Genomic DNA, 19,173 nt, shown 5'->3' on the forward strand with positions numbered 1-19,173 from the left:
AAAGGCAGCGCAAACGTTCGGCGCATCAGGGCGCTTATGGCGTTTCTGAGCGCTGAGCTTCGCAGCCAAAACCCCATCCTGTAACTCTCTCCCCGGCGGGTTCGTGGAAGCGTCCCCTTCTGCTGCCCAGAGCGGCAAAAACCGGTGGGGCCGTCATTCATCGCGGGCGCATCAATTTCAAGAGAAAGGCACCGATAATCAGCAGCACCCCCAGCCCCCAAAGCAGGAAGCTCAACGGCAAAAAGAAGCTTTCCTGCAACACCCCATTGCTGTCGATGCCGCCGTAAAAAACCTTTTCAAGGCCGAGAGAAACCGCCCCCAGCACGATGATGAAGAGGCCGATCTTCAGTAATTTTGAACTCATGTTGCACTCCAAATGCAGGTCGGCTGACAGAACCTGGCAGCCCTGACAGCATCAGGTCATCGGCTCTGTCAGTCTCTGGGACTGGACACTTGCAAAAACACGTTGTTTCTCAACGCGCTCAAGAAAGATGAATTCCAGTAACTTTTACTTCCACCCCGCCGATAATTTAGAAATATTCGCTTGAACTCAGGATCAGTTTCCTAACAATTGATTGTGCTATGCAGCTTTAGTACTGCGATTCCAGCTATGCGATCTGGCTCATTGGCATGTGCAAAAGCTGGCTTTATTGAGGAGGGGTTCATGTTCAATCCGAATAGTGTCATTTTATACGTTACCGACGTCAATAAAAGCACAGACTTCTACAAGAAGGTATTAGAGAAAGATCCTGAGGAAAGCTTTAGTGAGTTCTCCCTTTTTCTTCTTGAGGGCAATTTTATGCTCGGCCTGCAAGCGAAAGATGGCATTGATCCTAAAGCGCAAGAACACTTTGGCGGCGTGGAGCTTTCACTAAGTGATGTTGATAGGGAAACCGTCGATAGACTTCATTCCCAATGGAGCAGCATGGGCGTGGACATAGCCTTGCCCCCTCAAGAGCTTGCGTTTGGCTACACGTTCGTTGCAGTAGACCCTGATGGTCACCGCTTGCGCGTTTGTGCGACGGATACCTCAAACATTGACTAGTTCTCGGTGAATCCCCAGCACAAACTATCGGATGTCCTGCGCGAGGTTGCGGCCCTATACCAGTGAAGGCAGACTGAAGATCTGCCAGCCATCTGATCGGTGAACAGGTTAACCGGTCCAGACTGCCCGGCCCTCACCGTCCCGTCACCAGAGGCAAGGTGGGCAGCAGGGTGTCGATAGTTTTACGCACGTTCTCATAAAGCGGCAGGTGTGCCTTTTCTTGCGCCCAAAGCTCCAAAAACCGCGCCGTTGTGTCCCGAGCCGTGTCCAGCACCATTTTTACCGGCAGGCCAGCCTTGGCCGCCAGGTGGCTCAGTTCATCTGAGTCCAACTCGGCAAACTGACGTTTGCGGCTGAATTTCAGAGCGGAACTGTCCCCCGGAATGTAGGCAAGGGTGGACACGAAGTCATAGGCGGGCGCCAGCCGGGCGGTGCGCCGGTCCGGATACAGCAGCGACCAGTTTTTCAGGTGCATGTCGCCATTGCCGATCAGCGTATTGAATGTGAGCCGGGCGATAAATTCGCGCTGGTCTTCATCCGGGGTCTCTGCCGCCAGCACGCTGGCGATGTTGCGCATTGTGGCACGCTTGTACTTTTCATCGCTATAAACATCAAACACCTGCGCAAAGTCTTCCATGTGCACCCGCGTGCCATCCGTCAAGCGGTCAAACCGCTGGATCTTGAAGGCAAAGGTGCCGAAGCGTTCGGTGCCCACCGGCAAACCGGCGATCTTGTCGATCTCGATCAGGTCCACGGCCGGCACGGTGAAGCCCATCAGCTGGGCAAGGCGCATCATGGAATATTCGTTTTCCGGTACACCCTCATACTCGCGGGAGGGCAGCTTGACGATCCAGTCGCCGCCCACGCCGGAGGCTGGAATGGTGAGCCCGCCATGCACTCCTTCCACCGCCGAGAACTTGAGCTGCACGCCCGCAAGGGAGAACCGCAGCATGGCCGCCTCAGGCACAGCCCTGCCCTCTTCTTCCGTCACCGCCTCTGGAGGCCACGCCTCCCCTTGCACAGGCGTAATGGTGACGGCGCCCGGCAGGTCCTGCCCCAACGCCCACAGCAAAAAGAACTCGCGCTCCGCGTTCACCCCCGCCTGCTCAGAGAGGTAGCGCCGCATGGGCCCCTCCGGCAAAAGGTTGGAGAAAAACGGCATGACCTTACGCTGAACCGGCCGAAAGTCTGTCCGCAAATCGCCCAGCTGATCCTTGAAGGACAGGCCGAGCGTGGGCCGGTTCTCATCTTGAATGTACGCCTCATTGAAGGCGAACAGGCTGCGGTCGCCGGACACCCGCGTCAGCGTGCCCACCATCTCGCCATGAAGCGCCACGTTGAGAATGAAAACGTCAGGCATAGCCGTCCTCCTCCTCATCATCATCCAGAGTGTAGGCGGGTTTGCTGGCGGCGGGCTCTGCAGTCGCCGCCCCTTCGGCCGAGGTCGACCCGGCCGTCAGGCGGGTGAGAGAGCGCACCGCTGGCAGCGCCTTGCGCGGGATCAGCTCCAGTTCCAGATCAAGCGCATGGGCCAGAGAAACAAGGCTGGAAAGCCGAAGGTCCACGCCATTGCCCTCGATCTTGGAAATGTGGGACTGGGGCACACCGGCCCGCTTGGCCAGTTCGCGCTGGCTCAGGCCCTTGCCCTCTCGCGCCCGCTTCAAGGCCGCCGCAATCTGTTCCGTCTCGTAGGTCATGATATCTACATTTCTATATCAATATGACACTTAGATATATTATTATATATCATAGGCTTGTGCTAAACGCAATTTATGATCTATAATAGCATATGATAATATCAATTTGATCTATTTATATGGATCACCGCACCCGCCAGAGTCGCCACAACTGCCCAGAAACCTCTTCAAGCCGGATCATATCCAGCCGCAATGAAGTAGTTGACGCGGTGCTCTGACTTCGACGCACCAGTTGCCAACTCAAACACGGCGAGCGTTCCGTAATTGTCCTGCACCAATCTGCTTTAAAATATACCACCCCTTTCCTTTTGGCCAAGGCTGGCGATTACAAGCGCGCCAATACCAGAAATCGACAGCACGAGGGCAAGGTTCTGCACAGCGCCAGAAACCACCAACCCAGCCCCAAGCAGCAGATAGTAGATCAATCCCAGAACCGCACCAGCAGTGCCAAGGCGGTCCGAATAAGCTATTAATGCCGAGGCAAGAATGTTGGGAATGCCCAGAGCGAAGGCAAACGACGTCAAGACACCGGGCAGAACAAACAAAACGCTTGTTTCAAGGTTTGCCATCACCACGCCGCTGACCAGCATAAGCAGGCAGGAGATGAGCACCAGACGGGCGGCGGCCCAGCCTGCAGCCAACAGTTTGCGGTTTACCAGCGCGCCGCCCAAGCTGCCGAGCGTCAACAGAATACCACTACAAACCAATGCACTTGAGGAATAGCCGAGAACCTCCAGCTGGAATGGAGCCAGTTGATAATATGCAAACAAGCACAGATTCATAAGTGCGACAAGGCAAGCAGAGCGCCAAATGTACCAATCCCTGACCATGACCAACGCGGTTGCAATAAACGGCACGCAAGACACTGCTGGAGGCCGCGTTTCAGGAAGCCGCATTGAAACCCAAACCAGTAGCCAAAAGGTAAGTACAACCAAGGCAGCAAAAACCCCTCGGTACGAGGCCAGTTCAGTCATACCGGCCCCAACCGCCATGCCCAACGCCGGGCTGACTGCAATCGCTATACCAACCGGGGCGAACACCCGGTTCAGTTCCGCTCCGATAAAGCGATCACGCAGAACGGTTTGCGTGCCAATAGAGCCCACCGCCACCCCAAAGGCAGAGACCATGCGCGCAACAAGGAGCACAGAAAAACTTGCAGCTGCAAAGGCAGCAGCCGCTCCCACGCCGTAAACCATCAGTCCCAGAAGAATGGTCGGCCTTCGGCCAAGCGTGTCGCAACTCCGCCCCCAGACAACAATGCCAACAGCGAAGGCAACGAAATACAACGAGAGCGTCAACCCGGCCGTAGAGGCAGTAACGTCATAGCCTTCCGCGATTTCCGGCAAAGCGGGGCTGTAGATCGTTTCAACAATTTGCGGAAACATGATCAGTGCGATCACAAGCGGCAAGTTTGGTTTGTCGGCCATTATCCCTCCAGACAGCTTTGAGAAGGGCATGGCATAGCGTTCAACGCGATGACCTATTATAAATAATAGGACAACTTATTTACATAATCGGACAGTCTCCACGATGTGGCTTGATCAACACACCAAATTTGACGTTGACGCGGTACCTCATCCGGTTTTTGGGATCGCGGCGAACATCCTGTCACATCACGATTCCGGATTGCATGCCCATCGGGTGTCCCAAATTCTGTTCACCAGACAGGGCTGTGTGACGATCACTCTGAACACGACACTATGCCTTTTGCCGCCCACCCGCGCGGCTTGGATTCCCGCTGCCATTCCTCATCGTGCACAAATCAAGTCCGCCGTTGACTACAGGTCTGTGTATTTCGCAACAGATGTGCTTGAAGACATGCCAAAGGATGTCGAAATCCTTGAGGTCTCCGAGGTTCTGCGCGCCACGCTGGAGCGCATCGCCCAGGCATCTCTGGAGAAGGATTGGAGCAAAGGCCCGGCTCGGAATCTTCTCGCCGTTTGCATGGATGAAATCCGTAGGGCACCACGCGTTCCCACTCGGTTGCCGCTTCCTTCCGATCCGCGGTTGGCAACCTTGGAAATTGCCGATCTGCCCCCTTCCCTCGGCCGTCTACGGCGCCAAATTGGGGCTAGCGAAAAAACCATAGGACGGATTTTTCAGCGCGAGACCGGCATGTCCTATCAGCAATGGCGACAACAATGGAGACTGATGAAGGCCGTCGAGTTGTTGGCGGCCGGCTCTCGGATCTCCGAGATTGCTCAGGAACTCGGGTTTTCCAGCGACAGTGCGTTCATCTCGTTTTTCAAACATTCGACAGGAACAACCCCAAGAGCCTATTTGCGCTCATTAAACACATTAAGCAGCTCAGCTTCTGTCTAGCCTCGGCATTCACAGAAACGCCCACCACCACCTCTGTCACATAGTCAGAAAATCGCGACGCTCATAATCAGAGCTGGACGAAAGGCCATACTGAGCAAAGCCCGTAGTCTGGAATCGGCTGATGCCGGCACGATGGCTCTTTGATGAAAGCCCGCACGCACTTTCTTTCTGTTTGAACGCTGAACATCCGTGTTTCGTTCAATCGCCGCATAGCCGGCGAAAATTGTAGTGCACGGAATGCTACGCCATCCAACAAACTTGGTTGTCAAACTTCCTTGAGAACGCACCGGTAAGTCGCACGAACCGGCGCATGCTCCTACGCAAAGGTTGAGCCGTTCGATACATGAGGCCGAAACCTCGTCTTCACGCAACTTGCCTTCCCCTCCCGCACAACGAAAGCGCCGCTGTCAGCCCGGTACTAAATCGCACAGACAGGGACCCAAAACGCATGCAAACGCCGCTTATTGTCTTGCGTCTACTGGCGTTTGTGTCGGCGCCTTGGGGTGGGCGGACAAAAGCCACGCGCACATGAGAACGGCCAGACCGGACAGGACAGTGGCAAAGACGAACAAGGTGTTGTAGCCCGCATAGTCCGCCAGAACGCCGGAAAGGCTTGATCCCACCAGATAAACGATCAGTTGCGCGCAGGCCAACAAGGTGAAGTCCGTGCCGGGCTGGTCCTTGGAGGCCACAGACATGAAAAGAGAATAGAGAACGACGATCTCCATGTAGCGAATAAACGTCTGGAATACAGCGGCGCTCATGACGGGCATTATGCCCTCCATCCACCCGATAGCATGAAGGGCGAACAGGCTGAAACAAATTGTTCTCAACAGGCCCAGGGTGATCAGCGCTCGTTGGGTCTTATGACCCCTCATCAAGGCAACGGCAAGGCCAGACCCGATGATGCCGGCGGTAGCGGCGGACGCACCGGACAAGTAGCCGATCCAGGACAGGGGCAATCCAGCATCCACCAGATACGGCCCTTCCATTGCCTTTACAAAGCCTTCACTGGCCCGAAACAGCAAGGCCACAATCAAAACCTGCACCGCTTCAGGGCGCTTGAAAAATGCGCTGATGGAGGGTTTGTGCAGGCCAGACCGGGCGGGGCCTCCTGCCGATGTGCCATTGTGCTCCTCCATTAACGGGGTCACGAGAAGCGGCAGTAAACTCAGCGCGGCCACAAACAACAGGGTTGGCGTCCAGCCTACTGTTTCAAACATAACGAGTGACAGGGTACCGCCAATCACCACGCCAAAGGCAACAGCGCCGCCCTGACACGCGTTGCCAATGCCCCGCGTCTGGGCGGTGAGGTTTTGCGTTGCATAACCATCCGAAGCGATGTCCTGGGTCGACATGGCCACTGCCAGCAGGGTGCAGATCAAGAACAACCCCATCACGTCCGTTGGCTCTAGGAATGCCATCAGCGCAATGCCGGCAGAGGTAATCACCTGCATGGGCACAATCCAGCTGCGCCGATGACCTATGTTCATGAGCTGGATCCGGTCCACCAGCGGTGCCCAGAGAAACTTTAAAACCAGCGGCAACATCAAAAGAGAAAACAGGCCGATGGTGCTTTTGGAAACCCCGTAGTTGCGTAGGACCGGTGGCAATGCGGCGGCGATCAGATAGGTCGGGATGCCCTGAGCAAGATACAGGCCGGCCAGCGTGACGTAAATCTTGAGGTTGTTGGCGTTGGGGTGACCTGGCGTTTCAGGAAGGCCTGGTGCCACAAGCGGGTCCTTTGGTTTCATCATGCGCCTCGTCTCGCAAGGGACAGGAAAGAAACCACCCCGGCCGCAACGATCGGGGTGGTAGCACGTCGACGTTAGAAACGGATCTTGTGCTGCAAGGTAATCACGCGCCCCTGCCCGGCCACCTTGTACCCACGCACGGCCGTGGCCGTAGGGTTGGTGTAATCGGTATCAAACACGTTTCGCACCGCAAAAGAGAACTCTCCCGCATCTCCGAAGTCCTTGGAAAGACCGAGGTTCAAGAGCGTTGCACCTTTAAGCTCCTGCTCGTCGTTTTGTGGGCGTGCCTTGCGACCGGAGAAATACTCAACTTCCGCCCGGGCCAAAAAGTCGTGGGGCAGCAGCCATTCGCCATAAAGGCTGGACGTGAACCTGTTCGGCACGCGGTTGTTTGGCAGCCGAGTGTTCAGGTCGCCGGTGCCCTCACCATCATACAAACCATCGGTGTAGGCAAACGTGCCGCCCACCGTCACCGTGTCAAGCACGTCGTAGGCGGCGGTGACTTCCGCACCCCACACCATTTCTTCTTGCTGGCTCACCTGGTTAGCATCGATGTCAAAGGTTGTGCCGTTATCGGAAGTGGAGATGTAGCCACTAACGGTGCCGCGGAAACCGCCCCCGTCGCCGCGCAAACCGGCTTCATAGGAGTTGACGATCTGAGGCTCCGGCGCGATATCCGCATAGTCGAAATTCCGCTGACCGCCCAACAGCTTGCCCAGCTCCGATGTAGAGTTCAGCCCCGCGCGGCGGGTGAAGGCGCCAATATCGGTCAGCGAGTAACCCTGCGAAAAATTACCAAAGGCCTGCAGATTCTCCGTGATGTCGACCACCGCTCCAATATTAAAGGTGGGCGAGTTGTAGGAAAAAGAACCGCCCGCAACGTTGACTGCCGGAATGACAGGCAAGAGCGAAGACTTGTAGGTGGGCCGGGTAAAATCATCCACATTCAGAAAGAACTGATCGAACCGGGCCCCTCCTTGCAGGCGCACCCGCTCATGAACCGGCACTTCCAGTTGCGCAAAGGCGGCAAACTGGTTCTGTGTCATTGGCGCAATGGCGTCCGCCCCATCGGCAAACTGCTGGGTTGTGTGATCAAAGCTGTATTCCGTGCCCCATGTTATAGCAGCGCCGTCAAACACCTGATCCAGCTGCGTATGGACAGTGGCAGAAAGCCCGGCCCGCTTTGCCTTGAGAACCGTCTGGTTAAACTTTTCGGTGCCGTTCACCGTGTAGACAAAGCTGTTTGCGACCGGATCATACGCAGTAAAGGGCGATTGCTTTTCGATGTTGTTGAAAAAGCCCTTCAGTTCCAGCTCCCCGAGGGCGAAATCGGATTCGCTCATCGCGGCGCTGAGATACTGCGAGTTCTCTTCGGCAGGCTCGCCGGTATAATCGGTGCCAAAGTCCGACGATACCGGATCTGTGGTGTAGTTGCTAAGGTAGTCGGGGTCCTGCCGGAAATAGGTCCAGTCCGCCGTTACGTCAAACCGGCGTGTCCCCTCTTCAAAGCCCAAACCGCCGAACAGATTGAACTGCTTGGCCCGGTCCATGCCCCCTTGGCCCAACAACACATCGGAGGGCATCTCCCGGCCGGCTCCGTCGTAGGCGCGCTGCGTAAACTCCCCCGACCCACTGAAAAAATAGTCAATCCGATCGTGGCGGCCCTCCACGCTCAGGCTTGCGCTTGGCGCCAGTGACTTTGCCGGGTTTTCAGTATGGGCGCTCAAGCCGGTAGTCAACGAAACCTCCGGGGTTTCACTCCAACCGCGCTTGGTGATGATGTTGATCGTGCCCCCGGTCGCATCGGCGCCATAAAGGCTTGATGCCCCGTTGATCACCTCGATGCGCTCGACCGTATTGATGTCAATCAAAGACAGGATACGGCTATTCTTGCGCAGCGGCGTGTTGCGGGCAACGCCGTCCACCATTATCAGCACATTGCGCCCACGAAAGGTTTCGGAACCGCCTGACAGCGTCTGGTTTGACCGCTGAAAGCCGGGCACCAGCGTGGAAATGACATCCGTCAGATCCCGCGAGCCGTAACCGACTTCCTGAATTTGCTGCTGGTTGATGACAACGACAGACTGCGCCACCGCCGCCAGTTCACTTGACGTTCGGTTGGCCGTAACAATGATTTCATCAAGGAGCAGAGCGCCGTCGTCTGCTTGCTGCGCGGCTGCCGGGGCCACAGCCAATCCGGAAAACAGCGCAAGGACAAGTGTTCTCGATGTCATGGCGAGCCACCTTTTATTGTGTTTCAGGGATTTACAGTGGCTTGGCGACAGCGCGCCTGGCTGGGTAACGGGGCGCACATTACATAGCTGAATATTGCATTCAAGTTTAAGTGCGCAGAACCAAAACACCCGCCGCGAAGCGTTGCATTATTGCAACTATTAACTAATAGGAATTGGGGGGGGGTGATCATGGCAGGCACCCCACCGCGCGAGCAGCTATATGCGCCCGCGGCTGTTAGATGGCGTTTTTTACTTGGCCCTTGCGCCAATAGCTGATGGCGAACTGACGGCCCTTTGGCAGCTTCAAATCTGCCTTGAAAAGTCTGCGCATTTTCTGCGCCGTTGCGTGTTCGCCTGCAAACCACGCGAATTGCGGCGGCGCGACCGCGCTCAAGGATTTGGCAAGATCAGGGAGGACCTCGTTAAACTCTCGCGCAGGCACGGCGCGCATCTCCAGCGCAGTATCGGGAAGATACTGTTTCAGGTCGGAAACACTTGCTGCTTCGCCCACAAGATGCCCTTTTGTGCCTTCCGGCAGGCAGGCCACCATTCGCGCTAAGGCCGGCACGGCCGTCTTGTCAGCACACAGAAGAACCGAGGCGGCGTTTTCAGGAAGTTCGCCCCCTGCAGGACCCAAAAGCCCGATGACCGCGCCCGTTTCAGCGCTGGCCGCCCATTCAGCGATTCGGCCGCCACGGTGTCGCACCACATCAATCTCTACCTCTGATGTTGAAGGCGTAACGGATTTGATGGTGTAGTAGCGCACGTGCAGGGCATCGGCGCCTTCTGGCCATTGCGTCAACCCGTTGGGGTGCACCTGCGGCCAAACAGGCTCGGCTGCCGGGTTCAATGGCAGCATCAGTTTGACATGAAAGCCCGGACCTGAAAGCGGGGTCACATCGGTATCGCCCGCAAGCCGCAAGCGAATGAGGCCGGCCATGGGCTCGCAGCGGCCAACTAGGCGCATCTGATAAAACCCAGCCGGATACCGGGCCTCGGATGACGCTGAGGCCGCATCGCTCCAGAGCATCTCTTCCATGACACCGGGGTAAATCTCTGCCAGATGTTCAGCAACGGCCTCCTTCAACAGGTAGACCATCGGCTGGCTTTCGCCGACAACTGTCGCAAGAAAGGTTCGGTCGCTGGAGGACACCTGTATTTTGTTGGCCCCTAGATCAATTTCCATTGCACCAGCACCGGTTTCGTTCACCGTTGCATTATGCTCCCGCGCGTGCTCAGCCAGTGTTTTAACTGCACGGGCTGGTTCAGACACAGCAATGGTAGTCGAGGCGCGATAGGCCATACAAGGTCCCTTGATTTCTTGAGCACTGCAGCAGCGGCCCTTTTTAAGAGACTTTGCGGTGATAGGACAAGAAAAACCTCCATGGTTTGCCGGGGTGTTGATAGCCCAAGCGCGCGTCCTGTTAGCTCCATGTCAGCCCCATGCGGCCCGACGCCACGAAGTGAGTGACAGGTTCTTACATACGGACTTGACGACAGGCGCACCTGACCGTCGCTTGTTGCCCCACCACCTCAAGAGCATGTGCCGACCCTGCGCCAAGGTGTAACCTCAAAGCTATAAAGTCACCGGTAAGAATTTAAAAAATAACACTCTCGTGCGTGGTAAGCATATGCGGCGCAAACGGCCATGAGATGGCCAATCATGAGCAAGCGCGAGTCGCAGGCGCGTGGAGGGGATGGTTAGGCGAGTTTGGCCGGGTGGCGGCGCCTGTTCTTGCTACTGGTCACGCAAACTCGCTTTCCTTGCTCCACGTGATCAAATTCGCGATTTCGCGCGTTCCCGGTGCGATTGCCATTGGACATTTGTAACCCGGAATGGCTGTCACATCATAAAGCTCCATGACGGGCCCATCGATCCGGAACCAGTTTACACAGGTCCCCTTCGAGATATCGATGATCTGAATGCCGCACCACGCTTCACTATCGGCCTCGACCAAACGGTCGTCGAGGGCAAGCCCTTCGAAACGCTTGTAACGCGGACGGGACAAGCCAACAAACGCATATCCGCCATAAAAGGACAGCCCTCTCAAAAAGCCCGGACAGAACGCACGGGGCTTGAAGGTGCCCATTCCTGTTTCGAGGCTTTCAACAACGCCTATTTCGCCTGTACCTGAGTTGGCAATCCATAGTTCCCCGTCATGCCACCGGGGCGAATGGGGCATGGATAACCCTTCGCATACAATTTTGTTGGATCGTACATCAATGACCACACCGCCGTCCGCCCTGCGGTCTCGCCAGCCGTCAATCGTGTTGGAACGGGAAAGAGCTGTGACGTGGGTCACCTCTCCCTCTTGCGAAATGGCCATCCCGTTAAGGTGGCATCGATCCTCGTCAACGATTGCGTCGATAAATGGCGGCTTCCAGATGGGGACGAAACTATGCCGTGCCGACGTGGTGGCGATGCAGTTGAATCTGGTATTGACGAACAGCACTCGGTCATTCCGATCCCGCACGATATCGTGACTGTCCAGGCTTCCCGTATTATGAATCTGGCGCGGCACAAAACACGCATCGAAGATCTGGTTGGCCCTTTCATTGGCCGCCAATGTATTTTCCATGTACCAGATCTGTGATCCTGCACTTAACAGCAAACCGCCCTTGGCATTGTAGTAAAGACCCATTGGCTTGGAGGCACCGCATTGGTGGAGTTGAATGCCTCCATCTGGCTTGCGTCCCAGAAAGTAAAGAATGCCGGACTGATAGGAAGAAAAGGCGAGAGAAATATTGTGTTTTGACAGAAACTCCGTCAATCCGCCGGACCCGCTGTACTCGTTGAGATCCTTGGTCTGCTCTTTTTTACCATCCGCCATGATACTTTACTCTCTGCTGTTCACCATCTTGCACGGACCAACCGGCCTCCTGTGGAGGGATGCGTCCCTCCACAGGAGGCTCGCAACAGGCCGGCCTGTAACAAGAAATCCGCGCCCCTTAACTCACCTCGGTGGTACAGTAATGGGCGCGGAAGCCATTGACATCCCTTGAATTTTTACCAGCGAACTCGCAAGCCCGCACGCCCTGCCACGCTGTAGCTATCCGAGAAGTGGGCAAGGCTCGTATCCGCCGACATTTGGCCAAACACCGCAAAACGATCATCTTTCCAAGAGTAGGTGCCGCCGACCTCAAGGCCGCCCCAGAGGCGGTCTTGCCTGGATGTCAGATCCACCCCGGAGACATCGACCGTTGAACCGTCAAGGAACTCGCCGAACAGGTTGGCCAGGCCATAGTAATTCAGCCGATTTGTCGAACCATTGTCGTCGCTCCATTGGCGCTGATGCTCAGCTGCCACGCCCAGACGCCCGCGCAGGCTGTCTGCACGATCCAGTGAGACCCTGGCTGCAGTCATGTTTTGCAGTGTCATGCCAAAGCTGTTGAAGCCCACATTGGCGTAAACCAGTTGCGCTTGCGGCGTGACTATCCAGTCTGAATGGACGGCGTATTCTTGCCCCACCTCCAGGCTGATGGCTGCGCCATGCGCATCATTGTCGTTGCTCAGGTTGCCCAACAGGTCAGACCTCAGATCGCTTTCGTACCAATTGATCTGTCCTTGAGCATCCGCGTAGAGGCCTTGCTCCCCGTACCATGTCAGGGTAGCCCCCACACCCAACCCGTGGGTGTCGATGGACCCGTTGCCGAAGAACGACGAAACGTCCATGTCTGATCGCGCATACTGGCCGGTGAAACCAAGCATGATCAGGTTGTTCGCATCTTCCATGACCGGCAGATCGACCCCGACCTGAATCAAGCCCGAGCTGGTGTCAAACGTGGTATCACTGGTTGTCCGCGCCGGTTCGAACGACGCAAACGCCCCTTCAACCCGCCCCCATACTTCTCCGCGTTCACACCTGTCTTTGCCCCGATTTTGCAGTCGTTCCTGATCGCAGAAACTGAGGGTCGAGCCTGACCAGACGCGGTCGCCAACCCGTTGGCGAAGGCTTGGCAGATCTGTCAATTGCATCAAGGTCTGAGGGTAGGCTTCAAATATGGGCACGCCTGGCTGATACAATGGTCCGCTGGGCCCATCCGGCATGGCATCTGTAACTTGAGATTCCAGATACCAGCTGCCATCGCCCTTCTGCCGCCAGGCATACGCGAACGCGCCTGCGATAATCGCATCCTCCCCCGTATCGGGCAAAACATAATCACCATTGGCGAGCGCAAACTGGCCATTAGAATTGCCACCCACTTCCACGACCAGAATGCCGTTGTTGGTTTGAGCCCCAGTGCCTCCAACGTTGGTAACAAACACATTTGTTGTACCAGAGGTGTCGCCGGAAATGGTGAGGCGATCTGTTGGCGAGGCATCGTCCCCAAGCACGGTTTGAACCCGCAAGGTGCCATCCTGTCCAACATAGTTGCCGGTGATGGTGAAGGTGTCGGCAGGCCCGGACGTGCCGTTTGTCAGGTCTATGATACCAGCATTGGTCACAATGAGGGGAGGAGATCCAGAAAGCGTGGAGAGTTCCGGATTGACACCATCGCCGCCAAACAAGGTGGACGTTGCATCGACGTTGATTGCGTTTCCGTCAACGGTCAGATCGTTTGTCAGTGTCCACGAGGTGCCATTGGTGAAGTTGATGGTGTCCCACCCTTCTCCGAGATTGACACCGAAGCTGGTATCATCGGCCGGCAAACTGCCGCCTCGGAATGTGGTGCCGTCAAACGTGAGTGTGTCCGCTGACCCCTCTCCGGCTGCGCCCCCATCAATGCGTGTTGTGCCGGACATTTCCGCGGGCCCAAGCGCGCCGACCGTTGCCGTATCATCGCCGTCGCCGCCGCTGAACCCGCCGACCAACGTCCCGCCGGTCCAAGTGAAGGTATCATTCCCGTCAGAGGCGCTTGGTGTGGTGTTATCGCCGTAAATGTCGCCGGTCACGGTGCCATCCGTCAGCGTAAAGGCGTCATCCCCTGTGCCCAGAATGACATCGCCCGTGATGTCGCCCGCGGATGTCACGCTCATCTGGCTTGATGGGTAATAATCCAGTATAGCAGTGCCGCCTCCGCCAGTGATGCTGCCTGTTGACGTGACCGTGACAGTGGTTTCTTCTCCGCTGCTGTTGTTGTTGTACAGACCTTCCGAGCCTGTGCCTTCCACGTCACCCGAGATTGTTACGTCCGTGCCGGAACTGCCATAGTTTTGTATCGAAATGCCGCGTGTTGCGCCGGTGACATCGTTGAGATCAAGTGTGAGGGGCCCATTGGCAACGGTGGCCTCAACCCCGATGCCGCCCGAGGAGGTCACAAGCCCATCAGAACTAACGTTGGTGTCGCCCGTACCGCGGTTGGTTGCTTCAATGCCGCCGGAGGCGCCTGACACGTCGCCGGCATCCACGGTCAAGTTGGTGGTTGTTGCGCCGTAGTTGGTTGCGCTTATACCCGCGCCATCTGCCGTAACGGGTCCATTTGAGGTGATGGTTGTTTCCCCGGTTCCCAGGTTGTTAGAGTTGATGCCGTCGCCACCAGCATCAACCGCGTTCGTGGTTACGGTAACATCTGTTCCGTTGGTATATTGCAGTACATCGACACCATCTTGACCTGCTGAAATGTCGCCATTGGCCGTGATGATTGTTTCGCCGTTTCCAAGATTGTCTGCCTCAATGCCATCTTGATCGGCAGTGATGTTGTTTGTGGTTACGGTGAGATCCGTTCCGTTGGTGTATTGGAGGGCATCAACCCCATCCTCGCCTGCGGAAATATCACCCGTTGCGGTAATCTCTACAAAACCCGTTCCCTGACTGGACGCATAAAGTCCGTCCCCTTGAGCATCGACGTCTACAGCATCAACGTAAAGGTTCGTTCCGTTGACAAGTTCAGCATCCACACCCCTATTGCCTGAGGTCAGTGTTCCATTGGCGTTGATGTCCAGAATGCCCGTGCCATAGTGATCTGCTTCAATTGCATCATCATCAGCGTCAACCTCCGATGTTGTGATGACCATGTTCTCACTGCCCGCGTACGCCCGGCCATCAATCCCAATCCCACCGGCATCGACAAGGCCATTTGCCGTGATGGAAACATTGCCCCCGCCGTAATGGCGCTGCTCGATACCATTATCCGTTGCAATCACCTCGTTGGCCACGATGGTCACGTCATAGGTGGTGTTGTCACTTTGAACGTTAATTCCCTTGTTGCCTGCATCGATGGTTCCTGTTGATGTTACGCTGACAGCACCAAAGCCGTTATCATCAACATAGATACCCGTGTCGGTACTGTTCACGTCCACAACTTCAACGGCGGAATACGTGCCGTTGTTGGTCAGGTCCACGCCAATGCCGCCATTTGCATCGATCGTTCCCATGGCCGTTACGGTTGCAGGACCACTGAGACCGTTGTGTATTGCTTCAATGCCGCCTCCTGCGGAATCGACCTCAACTACGTCGACATCAATATAACCTGAATAACCCGAAAGGGTTTCGGCAAATAGGCCCGTGCCGGTGGTTGAGGTGATCGTACCGCTCGATGTGATGCTGATTGAATCGTTGCGGCTGACAGCGGAAATGCCTGTCGTGCCGGTGACGTTGACAACATCAATGGTCGTTGTGTCAAACGGGTCGCCCATATAGGTGTTGATGCCAATCCCGTTGGTGGAGCTTACGTCTCCCGTTGACGTGATATCGATCACACCAGAACCGTCATTCTCAACGTCAATGCCGCCTGCAGTGCCTGAAACATCGTTGACTTCAATGGTGATATCGTCGCTGTTTCCGTATACATCGATACCAAAGCCATTGGTTGCCGTGATGGTGCCATTCGTTGTTATGGAGCGTATGCCAACAAAAGAAAACGGCGTCTGATCAATAAGGATTCCGGACTCACCGGTTATGTTAGACGCATTGGTATCCGTGAACTGAACACTACCTCCATTTCCCGTGGTGTAGATATCGAAAGCAGCTCCCCCGGAGGTCGAGGTATCGATGCCAAAGCCGGGATCGGTCGTGATCTCCAGGTCGACGCCGGCTGCCGGATCCAAATCTTCGGTAGTGTCAGCGCCCGCATTTGCCGCCCCTGTACACGTGTAAATGCCAGAGCCTACACCGCCGGTTTCCGTACAACTGCCGGCCGTGGCTGGCACAATGCCACTACCCAGATACAATCCGCCACACAAGGCAAGCGGCGCACAACTGATTAATAAACCATTTACCTTTTTAAGACGTCCGCCACGCAAAATCATGCGCGTGCCAGTAGGAATCCCGCGTTGGGAAGTCATGACAATGTACCCTTTTGGTTTGTGGCGAGAAAACGCTAGTTTACGCGTCTGCTATACTTACTAAAATGCAGATAGGTTAGCCCATCGACTTGTTTATTACGCAACGCATACTAAAAAATGGAACGCATACTCGTGAAGAAGAATACATTTTTTGTTTGCTTAGAAAACACGTGGAAAAACAGGTGTGATAATGGCCAATGAGGCGTAACCGTCTCTTGTCGAAACAAGAATCCTTATTTCCGATTTAAATCAGTACAATAAATGGCCTTTTTCGGTCGCATATGACTGGGGATATTGAAATCAACACAGACGATCTAGCGACACTGTGATGTCAATACTGGAACCGCTGCCGGGCTCTTGTGATTTGTATATGCGATGGAAGCAGCGCTATTTGCTGCCTTACACCGTCTCAAATAGTCATGCGGCGAAGCAAAATAGCCTGAGAAAACGCCATGCCCCAGCGCTTTCTGCCCTTCCGCAGCATGATCAGAAGTTGAAAGCCACGCCCAGCAGGGCCATGTGCCACCCTATTCTAGGTAAAACTGGAGCCACCGGCCTTGTCGTTATCGTAATCAACACCGATCGCTTCGTATTGAAGATGCAGCGCGATGTTATCATTGAAGTGGTATTCAGCACCGACCTCAAACCCTCACGTGAAGTTTGACACAAGGCCAAAGCCGCCCACACTGCCGCTGCTGGATGAAGACCACTCGGGCGTGAGGAACACTTGTCCGCGCAGGCCGACAACCGGGTCGATCCAGTGTTCGTCAATGGCACGTGAGAACCGAAACGAAGGTTTTCGAGAATGCTGCCGGGCGAGACGTCAAGCGAGGTAGATGGCAAGGCCAACAAAGATGGCTCAGAACATGCTGGTGATCGTCCTATCTGGAACGATCACCAGAAGTGCGGTAATAGTCGTCGCGGATTTAAATACGCTCACCAGCTACGGCATAACCTCTGCCATGACGAGTGATGACCTCGTTGTTCCTAGGCTGCATTTCAAGAACATTTCCGCTATTCGGCCAGCCCGCACCGCCGTGTCGGAGACATAGACGCCGACGTAATCTTCTTCGTCCCGGGTAATTTCCTGGGCGATGGTGACGTCACGGTTGAGGGAGGCGAGTGAGGTGGTTGCGCCGCTCTCCTCCAGCTCCTGCTGCTTGTCCTCATCGCGGATGAGGATCTTTTTGCGAGTTCAAATGTCTTAGTCGGCTTATGGCGCGATAACTATATGTAGTCGCCTGCTTTGATTGCCTCTTTCCCGACACAGCAAAAGCTGCAACCGTTCCAAACGCCACGAAAAGCAGCGCGCAGAGGGTTTGGCTTAGGAGGCGGAGCAGTTACATTATTCTTGCATTAGATGTAGGTGACCGAAGGTTCGTCCGACTCGATATCTAGCTTTCCCCACTCACCTTCGAGAACATATCGTTGTTTTTGGCTGACAAATGAATCAATATTACCAAAGTCCACTTCTCCCGTCGCATCGACGGCCCTCGAATTGGTGCGTAAAAACTCCCTCACGTTTTGTATATTTGCGAATTTCAGCCTGCCTCTCTTGTAGCAATATTGTTCGCCCGGTTGTGGATCACAATACAAAGGATGATCCTGTATCAACACAAACTCCATTTTAAACTCAATGGTATCATCAGTGGAAACAATACCCAAAACATAGCTGTCCTCTAAGTATAAATATTCCAGTGCTGGTATCTTTGAATAATTGCTCCAACCATGCGCGCCCTCAAAGATCATAATCAATCTCCGTATGGTTGTCTGGTGACCTTCTTGTAACTGGCTCACCCGTTCTTGGATTGATTCGCTGACCGGTAGCGTCCCTAACTTCGATGTGAGGTCCAGCACTACCAGGAGCGCGATCACTGCCACCTTTGATAGTAAGTCGCACAACACCGCTAGAGTCGGTGTATTTCAGTGGTCCGTTCGCAGTTTGACTTGCGGTCCAGCCTTGGGATTCAGCCCAAGAGCTTAAATCGCTGGCCCTCGGCGTTCTACCACCACTGAAAAAATCTCCTACTCCCCCCTTTGGGGCATTTTGCTTAGCATACACAACATTGAGGCTGGTGTCATTGAGGTCAGCGGTCATGCCTTCCAGCATGGTTTCCGGCATGAGTTCGCCGTTGATGAAGCCCTGATCAACAACAAAGCCGTTGTCCTGCTCAGTCACAAAACCGCGGATGACGACTTCTTCGCCCGTTGGATAGGTGACGATGATCTTGCGGATCAGTTCATCCCCATGCCCCGTTATGGTGATAAGTTTGCCGCCTTCGGCCGCGATTTCCTTATGGATCTGGCCGCCCCCGGCAGGGGTGGTCATGGCCACAAGAAGCGCTGTCGCAAGAGCACCCTGTGCGCTTGTGGCAACACTTGCCGCATACTTCACAGTCTGGGAGAAAACGGTCAGGCAGGCTTTGGCTGCATCCGGCGAGAGAACGACGACTTCTCCCCCGGCGTTGATGGCGCACCCCCCTTGCGCGTGGGCAGGGGCAATAATCCAATCCCACAGTGTTGGCGAAAGGGAAGACCGCTGACTGAGCTACCTCCCGAAAATCGGACACTGACGTAAGCTACGATTTGTTGTCTGCTGGTCTTCGAGAAAAGGAGATCAGATATGTCGAAACGCAAGCAGCACTCGCCGGAGTTCAAGGCGAAAGTCGCCCTGGCAGCGTTGAAGGGCGAAGAGACGATATCGGAACTGGCGAGCCGCTTCGGGGTTCATCCGACCATGATCCATCAATGGAAGCGTGCCCTGCTGGAAGGCGCTTCGGACGTTTTTGAACGTGGCGGCAAACGAAAGCCGGAGATTGACGAAGAGCAGGTGAAAGAGCTCCACGCCAAGATCGGGGAGCTGGCGGTTGCCAACGATTTTTTGTCCAGAAAGCTC

16 protein-coding genes are annotated in these 19,173 nt (G+C 55.3%); 5 read left to right on the forward strand and 11 right to left on the reverse strand.

Annotated elements, in window-relative coordinates; genetic code table 11:
* Positions 1-157: 157 nt before the first annotated feature.
* Positions 158-364, reverse strand: coding sequence for a DUF3955 domain-containing protein (locus G512_RS0113055; RefSeq protein ID WP_028482107.1), 207 nt, complete (start codon positions 362-364; stop codon positions 158-160).
* A gap of 300 nt (positions 365-664) precedes the next feature.
* Between G512_RS0113055 and G512_RS0113060 the strand changes: the two genes are divergently transcribed.
* Positions 665-1,045 (forward strand): VOC family protein, encoded by a 381-nt coding sequence (locus G512_RS0113060; protein ID WP_028482108.1) that lies wholly within the window; start codon positions 665-667, stop codon positions 1,043-1,045.
* A 133-nt stretch (positions 1,046-1,178) separates the two neighbouring features.
* On the opposite strand, the gene G512_RS0113065 is transcribed toward G512_RS0113060, so the two are convergent.
* From G512_RS0113065 to G512_RS0113075, 3 genes are all read right to left on the reverse strand, one after another.
* Complete coding sequence (locus G512_RS0113065; protein WP_028482109.1) at positions 1,179-2,405, reverse strand: type II toxin-antitoxin system HipA family toxin; 1,227 nt, start codon at positions 2,403-2,405, stop codon at positions 1,179-1,181.
* Positions 2,398-2,742 (reverse strand): helix-turn-helix domain-containing protein, encoded by a 345-nt coding sequence (locus G512_RS0113070; protein WP_028482110.1) that lies wholly within the window; start codon positions 2,740-2,742, stop codon positions 2,398-2,400. The genes G512_RS0113065 and G512_RS0113070 overlap by 8 nt, the downstream gene beginning before the upstream one ends.
* Before the next feature lie 284 nt (positions 2,743-3,026).
* A complete protein-coding gene (locus G512_RS0113075) occupies positions 3,027-4,169 on the reverse strand; it encodes an MFS transporter (protein WP_028482111.1) in 1,143 nt (380 codons plus the stop codon).
* A 103-nt stretch (positions 4,170-4,272) separates the two neighbouring features.
* Here G512_RS0113075 and G512_RS21085 point away from each other — a divergent pair, with 103 nt between their 5' ends.
* The gene (locus G512_RS21085) at positions 4,273-5,064 is read left to right on the forward strand and encodes an AraC family transcriptional regulator (RefSeq protein ID WP_036489780.1); all 792 of its coding nucleotides are present in this window, start codon (positions 4,273-4,275) and stop codon (positions 5,062-5,064) included.
* A gap of 461 nt (positions 5,065-5,525) precedes the next feature.
* Here the strand turns inward: G512_RS21085 and G512_RS0113090 are convergent, their stop codons facing one another.
* The 5 genes from G512_RS0113090 to G512_RS22190 form a co-directional block, all read right to left on the reverse strand.
* Positions 5,526-6,821 carry a RhtX/FptX family siderophore transporter gene (locus G512_RS0113090; protein ID WP_228130510.1) on the reverse strand — a complete coding sequence of 432 codons (1,296 nt, stop codon included), beginning with the start codon at positions 6,819-6,821 and terminating at the stop codon, positions 5,526-5,528.
* 71 nt (positions 6,822-6,892) lie between these two features.
* On the reverse strand, positions 6,893-9,052 hold the full coding sequence (locus tag G512_RS0113095) for a TonB-dependent receptor (protein ID WP_028482114.1): 2,160 nt from the start codon (positions 9,050-9,052) through the stop codon (positions 6,893-6,895).
* A 235-nt stretch (positions 9,053-9,287) separates the two neighbouring features.
* On the reverse strand, positions 9,288-10,238 hold the full coding sequence (locus G512_RS0113100; protein ID WP_407636267.1) for a siderophore-interacting protein: 951 nt from the start codon (positions 10,236-10,238) through the stop codon (positions 9,288-9,290).
* 559 nt (positions 10,239-10,797) lie between these two features.
* On the reverse strand, positions 10,798-11,883 hold the full coding sequence (locus tag G512_RS21090; RefSeq protein WP_051269322.1) for a TIGR03032 family protein: 1,086 nt from the start codon (positions 11,881-11,883) through the stop codon (positions 10,798-10,800).
* A 176-nt stretch (positions 11,884-12,059) separates the two neighbouring features.
* A complete protein-coding gene (locus tag G512_RS22190; protein WP_081657483.1) occupies positions 12,060-16,277 on the reverse strand; it encodes an autotransporter outer membrane beta-barrel domain-containing protein in 4,218 nt (1,405 codons plus the stop codon).
* Positions 16,278-16,605: 328 nt separating this feature from the next.
* Here G512_RS22190 and G512_RS0113115 point away from each other — a divergent pair, with 328 nt between their 5' ends.
* Positions 16,606-16,941, forward strand: a complete 336-nt coding sequence (locus G512_RS0113115) for a hypothetical protein (RefSeq protein WP_028482117.1) — start codon at positions 16,606-16,608, stop codon at positions 16,939-16,941.
* Positions 16,942-17,113: 172 nt separating this feature from the next.
* Entirely contained in the window at positions 17,114-17,329 is a 216-nt protein-coding gene (locus G512_RS0113120; protein ID WP_028482118.1) for a hypothetical protein, read from the forward strand.
* A gap of 304 nt (positions 17,330-17,633) precedes the next feature.
* On the opposite strand, the gene G512_RS0113125 is transcribed toward G512_RS0113120, so the two are convergent.
* Both G512_RS0113125 and G512_RS21095 read right to left on the reverse strand, forming a co-directional pair.
* Complete coding sequence (locus G512_RS0113125) at positions 17,634-18,026, reverse strand: hypothetical protein (RefSeq protein WP_036489781.1); 393 nt, start codon at positions 18,024-18,026, stop codon at positions 17,634-17,636.
* Complete coding sequence (locus tag G512_RS21095; protein ID WP_143181465.1) at positions 18,016-18,606, reverse strand: hypothetical protein; 591 nt, start codon at positions 18,604-18,606, stop codon at positions 18,016-18,018. The genes G512_RS0113125 and G512_RS21095 overlap by 11 nt, the downstream gene beginning before the upstream one ends.
* A 294-nt stretch (positions 18,607-18,900) precedes the next feature.
* On the opposite strand from G512_RS21095, the gene G512_RS0113135 reads away from it, so the two are divergent.
* Positions 18,901-19,173 (forward strand): IS3 family transposase (locus G512_RS0113135; protein WP_028482121.1); only part of this gene is annotated, 273 nt, incomplete at its 3' end.

The organism is Pseudovibrio exalbescens DSM 16456, from assembly GCF_000422785.1.
GTDB lineage: Bacteria > Pseudomonadota > Alphaproteobacteria > Rhizobiales > Stappiaceae > Pseudovibrio > Pseudovibrio exalbescens.

What these genes read in the sequence shown, in the direction of transcription:
- G512_RS0113070 (WP_028482110.1), bottom strand. Translation starts at nt 2,742, where the DNA reads ATGACCTACGAGACGGAACAGATTGCGGCGGCCTTGAAGCGGGCGCGA.
- G512_RS0113095 (WP_028482114.1), bottom strand. Translation starts at nt 9,052, where the DNA reads ATGACATCGAGAACACTTGTCCTTGCGCTGTTTTCCGGATTGGCTGTG.
- G512_RS0113115 (WP_028482117.1), top strand. Translation starts at nt 16,606, where the DNA reads ATGTCAATACTGGAACCGCTGCCGGGCTCTTGTGATTTGTATATGCGA.
- G512_RS22190 (WP_081657483.1), bottom strand. Translation starts at nt 16,277, where the DNA reads ATGACTTCCCAACGCGGGATTCCTACTGGCACGCGCATGATTTTGCGT.
- G512_RS0113060 (WP_028482108.1), top strand. Translation starts at nt 665, where the DNA reads ATGTTCAATCCGAATAGTGTCATTTTATACGTTACCGACGTCAATAAA.
- G512_RS0113090 (WP_228130510.1), bottom strand. Translation starts at nt 6,821, where the DNA reads ATGATGAAACCAAAGGACCCGCTTGTGGCACCAGGCCTTCCTGAAACG.
- G512_RS21085 (WP_036489780.1), top strand. Translation starts at nt 4,273, where the DNA reads ATGTGGCTTGATCAACACACCAAATTTGACGTTGACGCGGTACCTCAT.
- G512_RS21090 (WP_051269322.1), bottom strand. Translation starts at nt 11,883, where the DNA reads ATGGCGGATGGTAAAAAAGAGCAGACCAAGGATCTCAACGAGTACAGC.
- G512_RS0113125 (WP_036489781.1), bottom strand. Translation starts at nt 18,026, where the DNA reads ATGATCTTTGAGGGCGCGCATGGTTGGAGCAATTATTCAAAGATACCA.
- G512_RS0113120 (WP_028482118.1), top strand. Translation starts at nt 17,114, where the DNA reads ATGGCAAGGCCAACAAAGATGGCTCAGAACATGCTGGTGATCGTCCTA.
- G512_RS0113075 (WP_028482111.1), bottom strand. Translation starts at nt 4,169, where the DNA reads ATGGCCGACAAACCAAACTTGCCGCTTGTGATCGCACTGATCATGTTT.
- G512_RS0113055 (WP_028482107.1), bottom strand. Translation starts at nt 364, where the DNA reads ATGAGTTCAAAATTACTGAAGATCGGCCTCTTCATCATCGTGCTGGGG.
- G512_RS21095 (WP_143181465.1), bottom strand. Translation starts at nt 18,606, where the DNA reads ATGACCACCCCTGCCGGGGGCGGCCAGATCCATAAGGAAATCGCGGCC.
- G512_RS0113065 (WP_028482109.1), bottom strand. Translation starts at nt 2,405, where the DNA reads ATGCCTGACGTTTTCATTCTCAACGTGGCGCTTCATGGCGAGATGGTG.
- G512_RS0113100 (WP_407636267.1), bottom strand. Translation starts at nt 10,238, where the DNA reads ATGGAAATTGATCTAGGGGCCAACAAAATACAGGTGTCCTCCAGCGAC.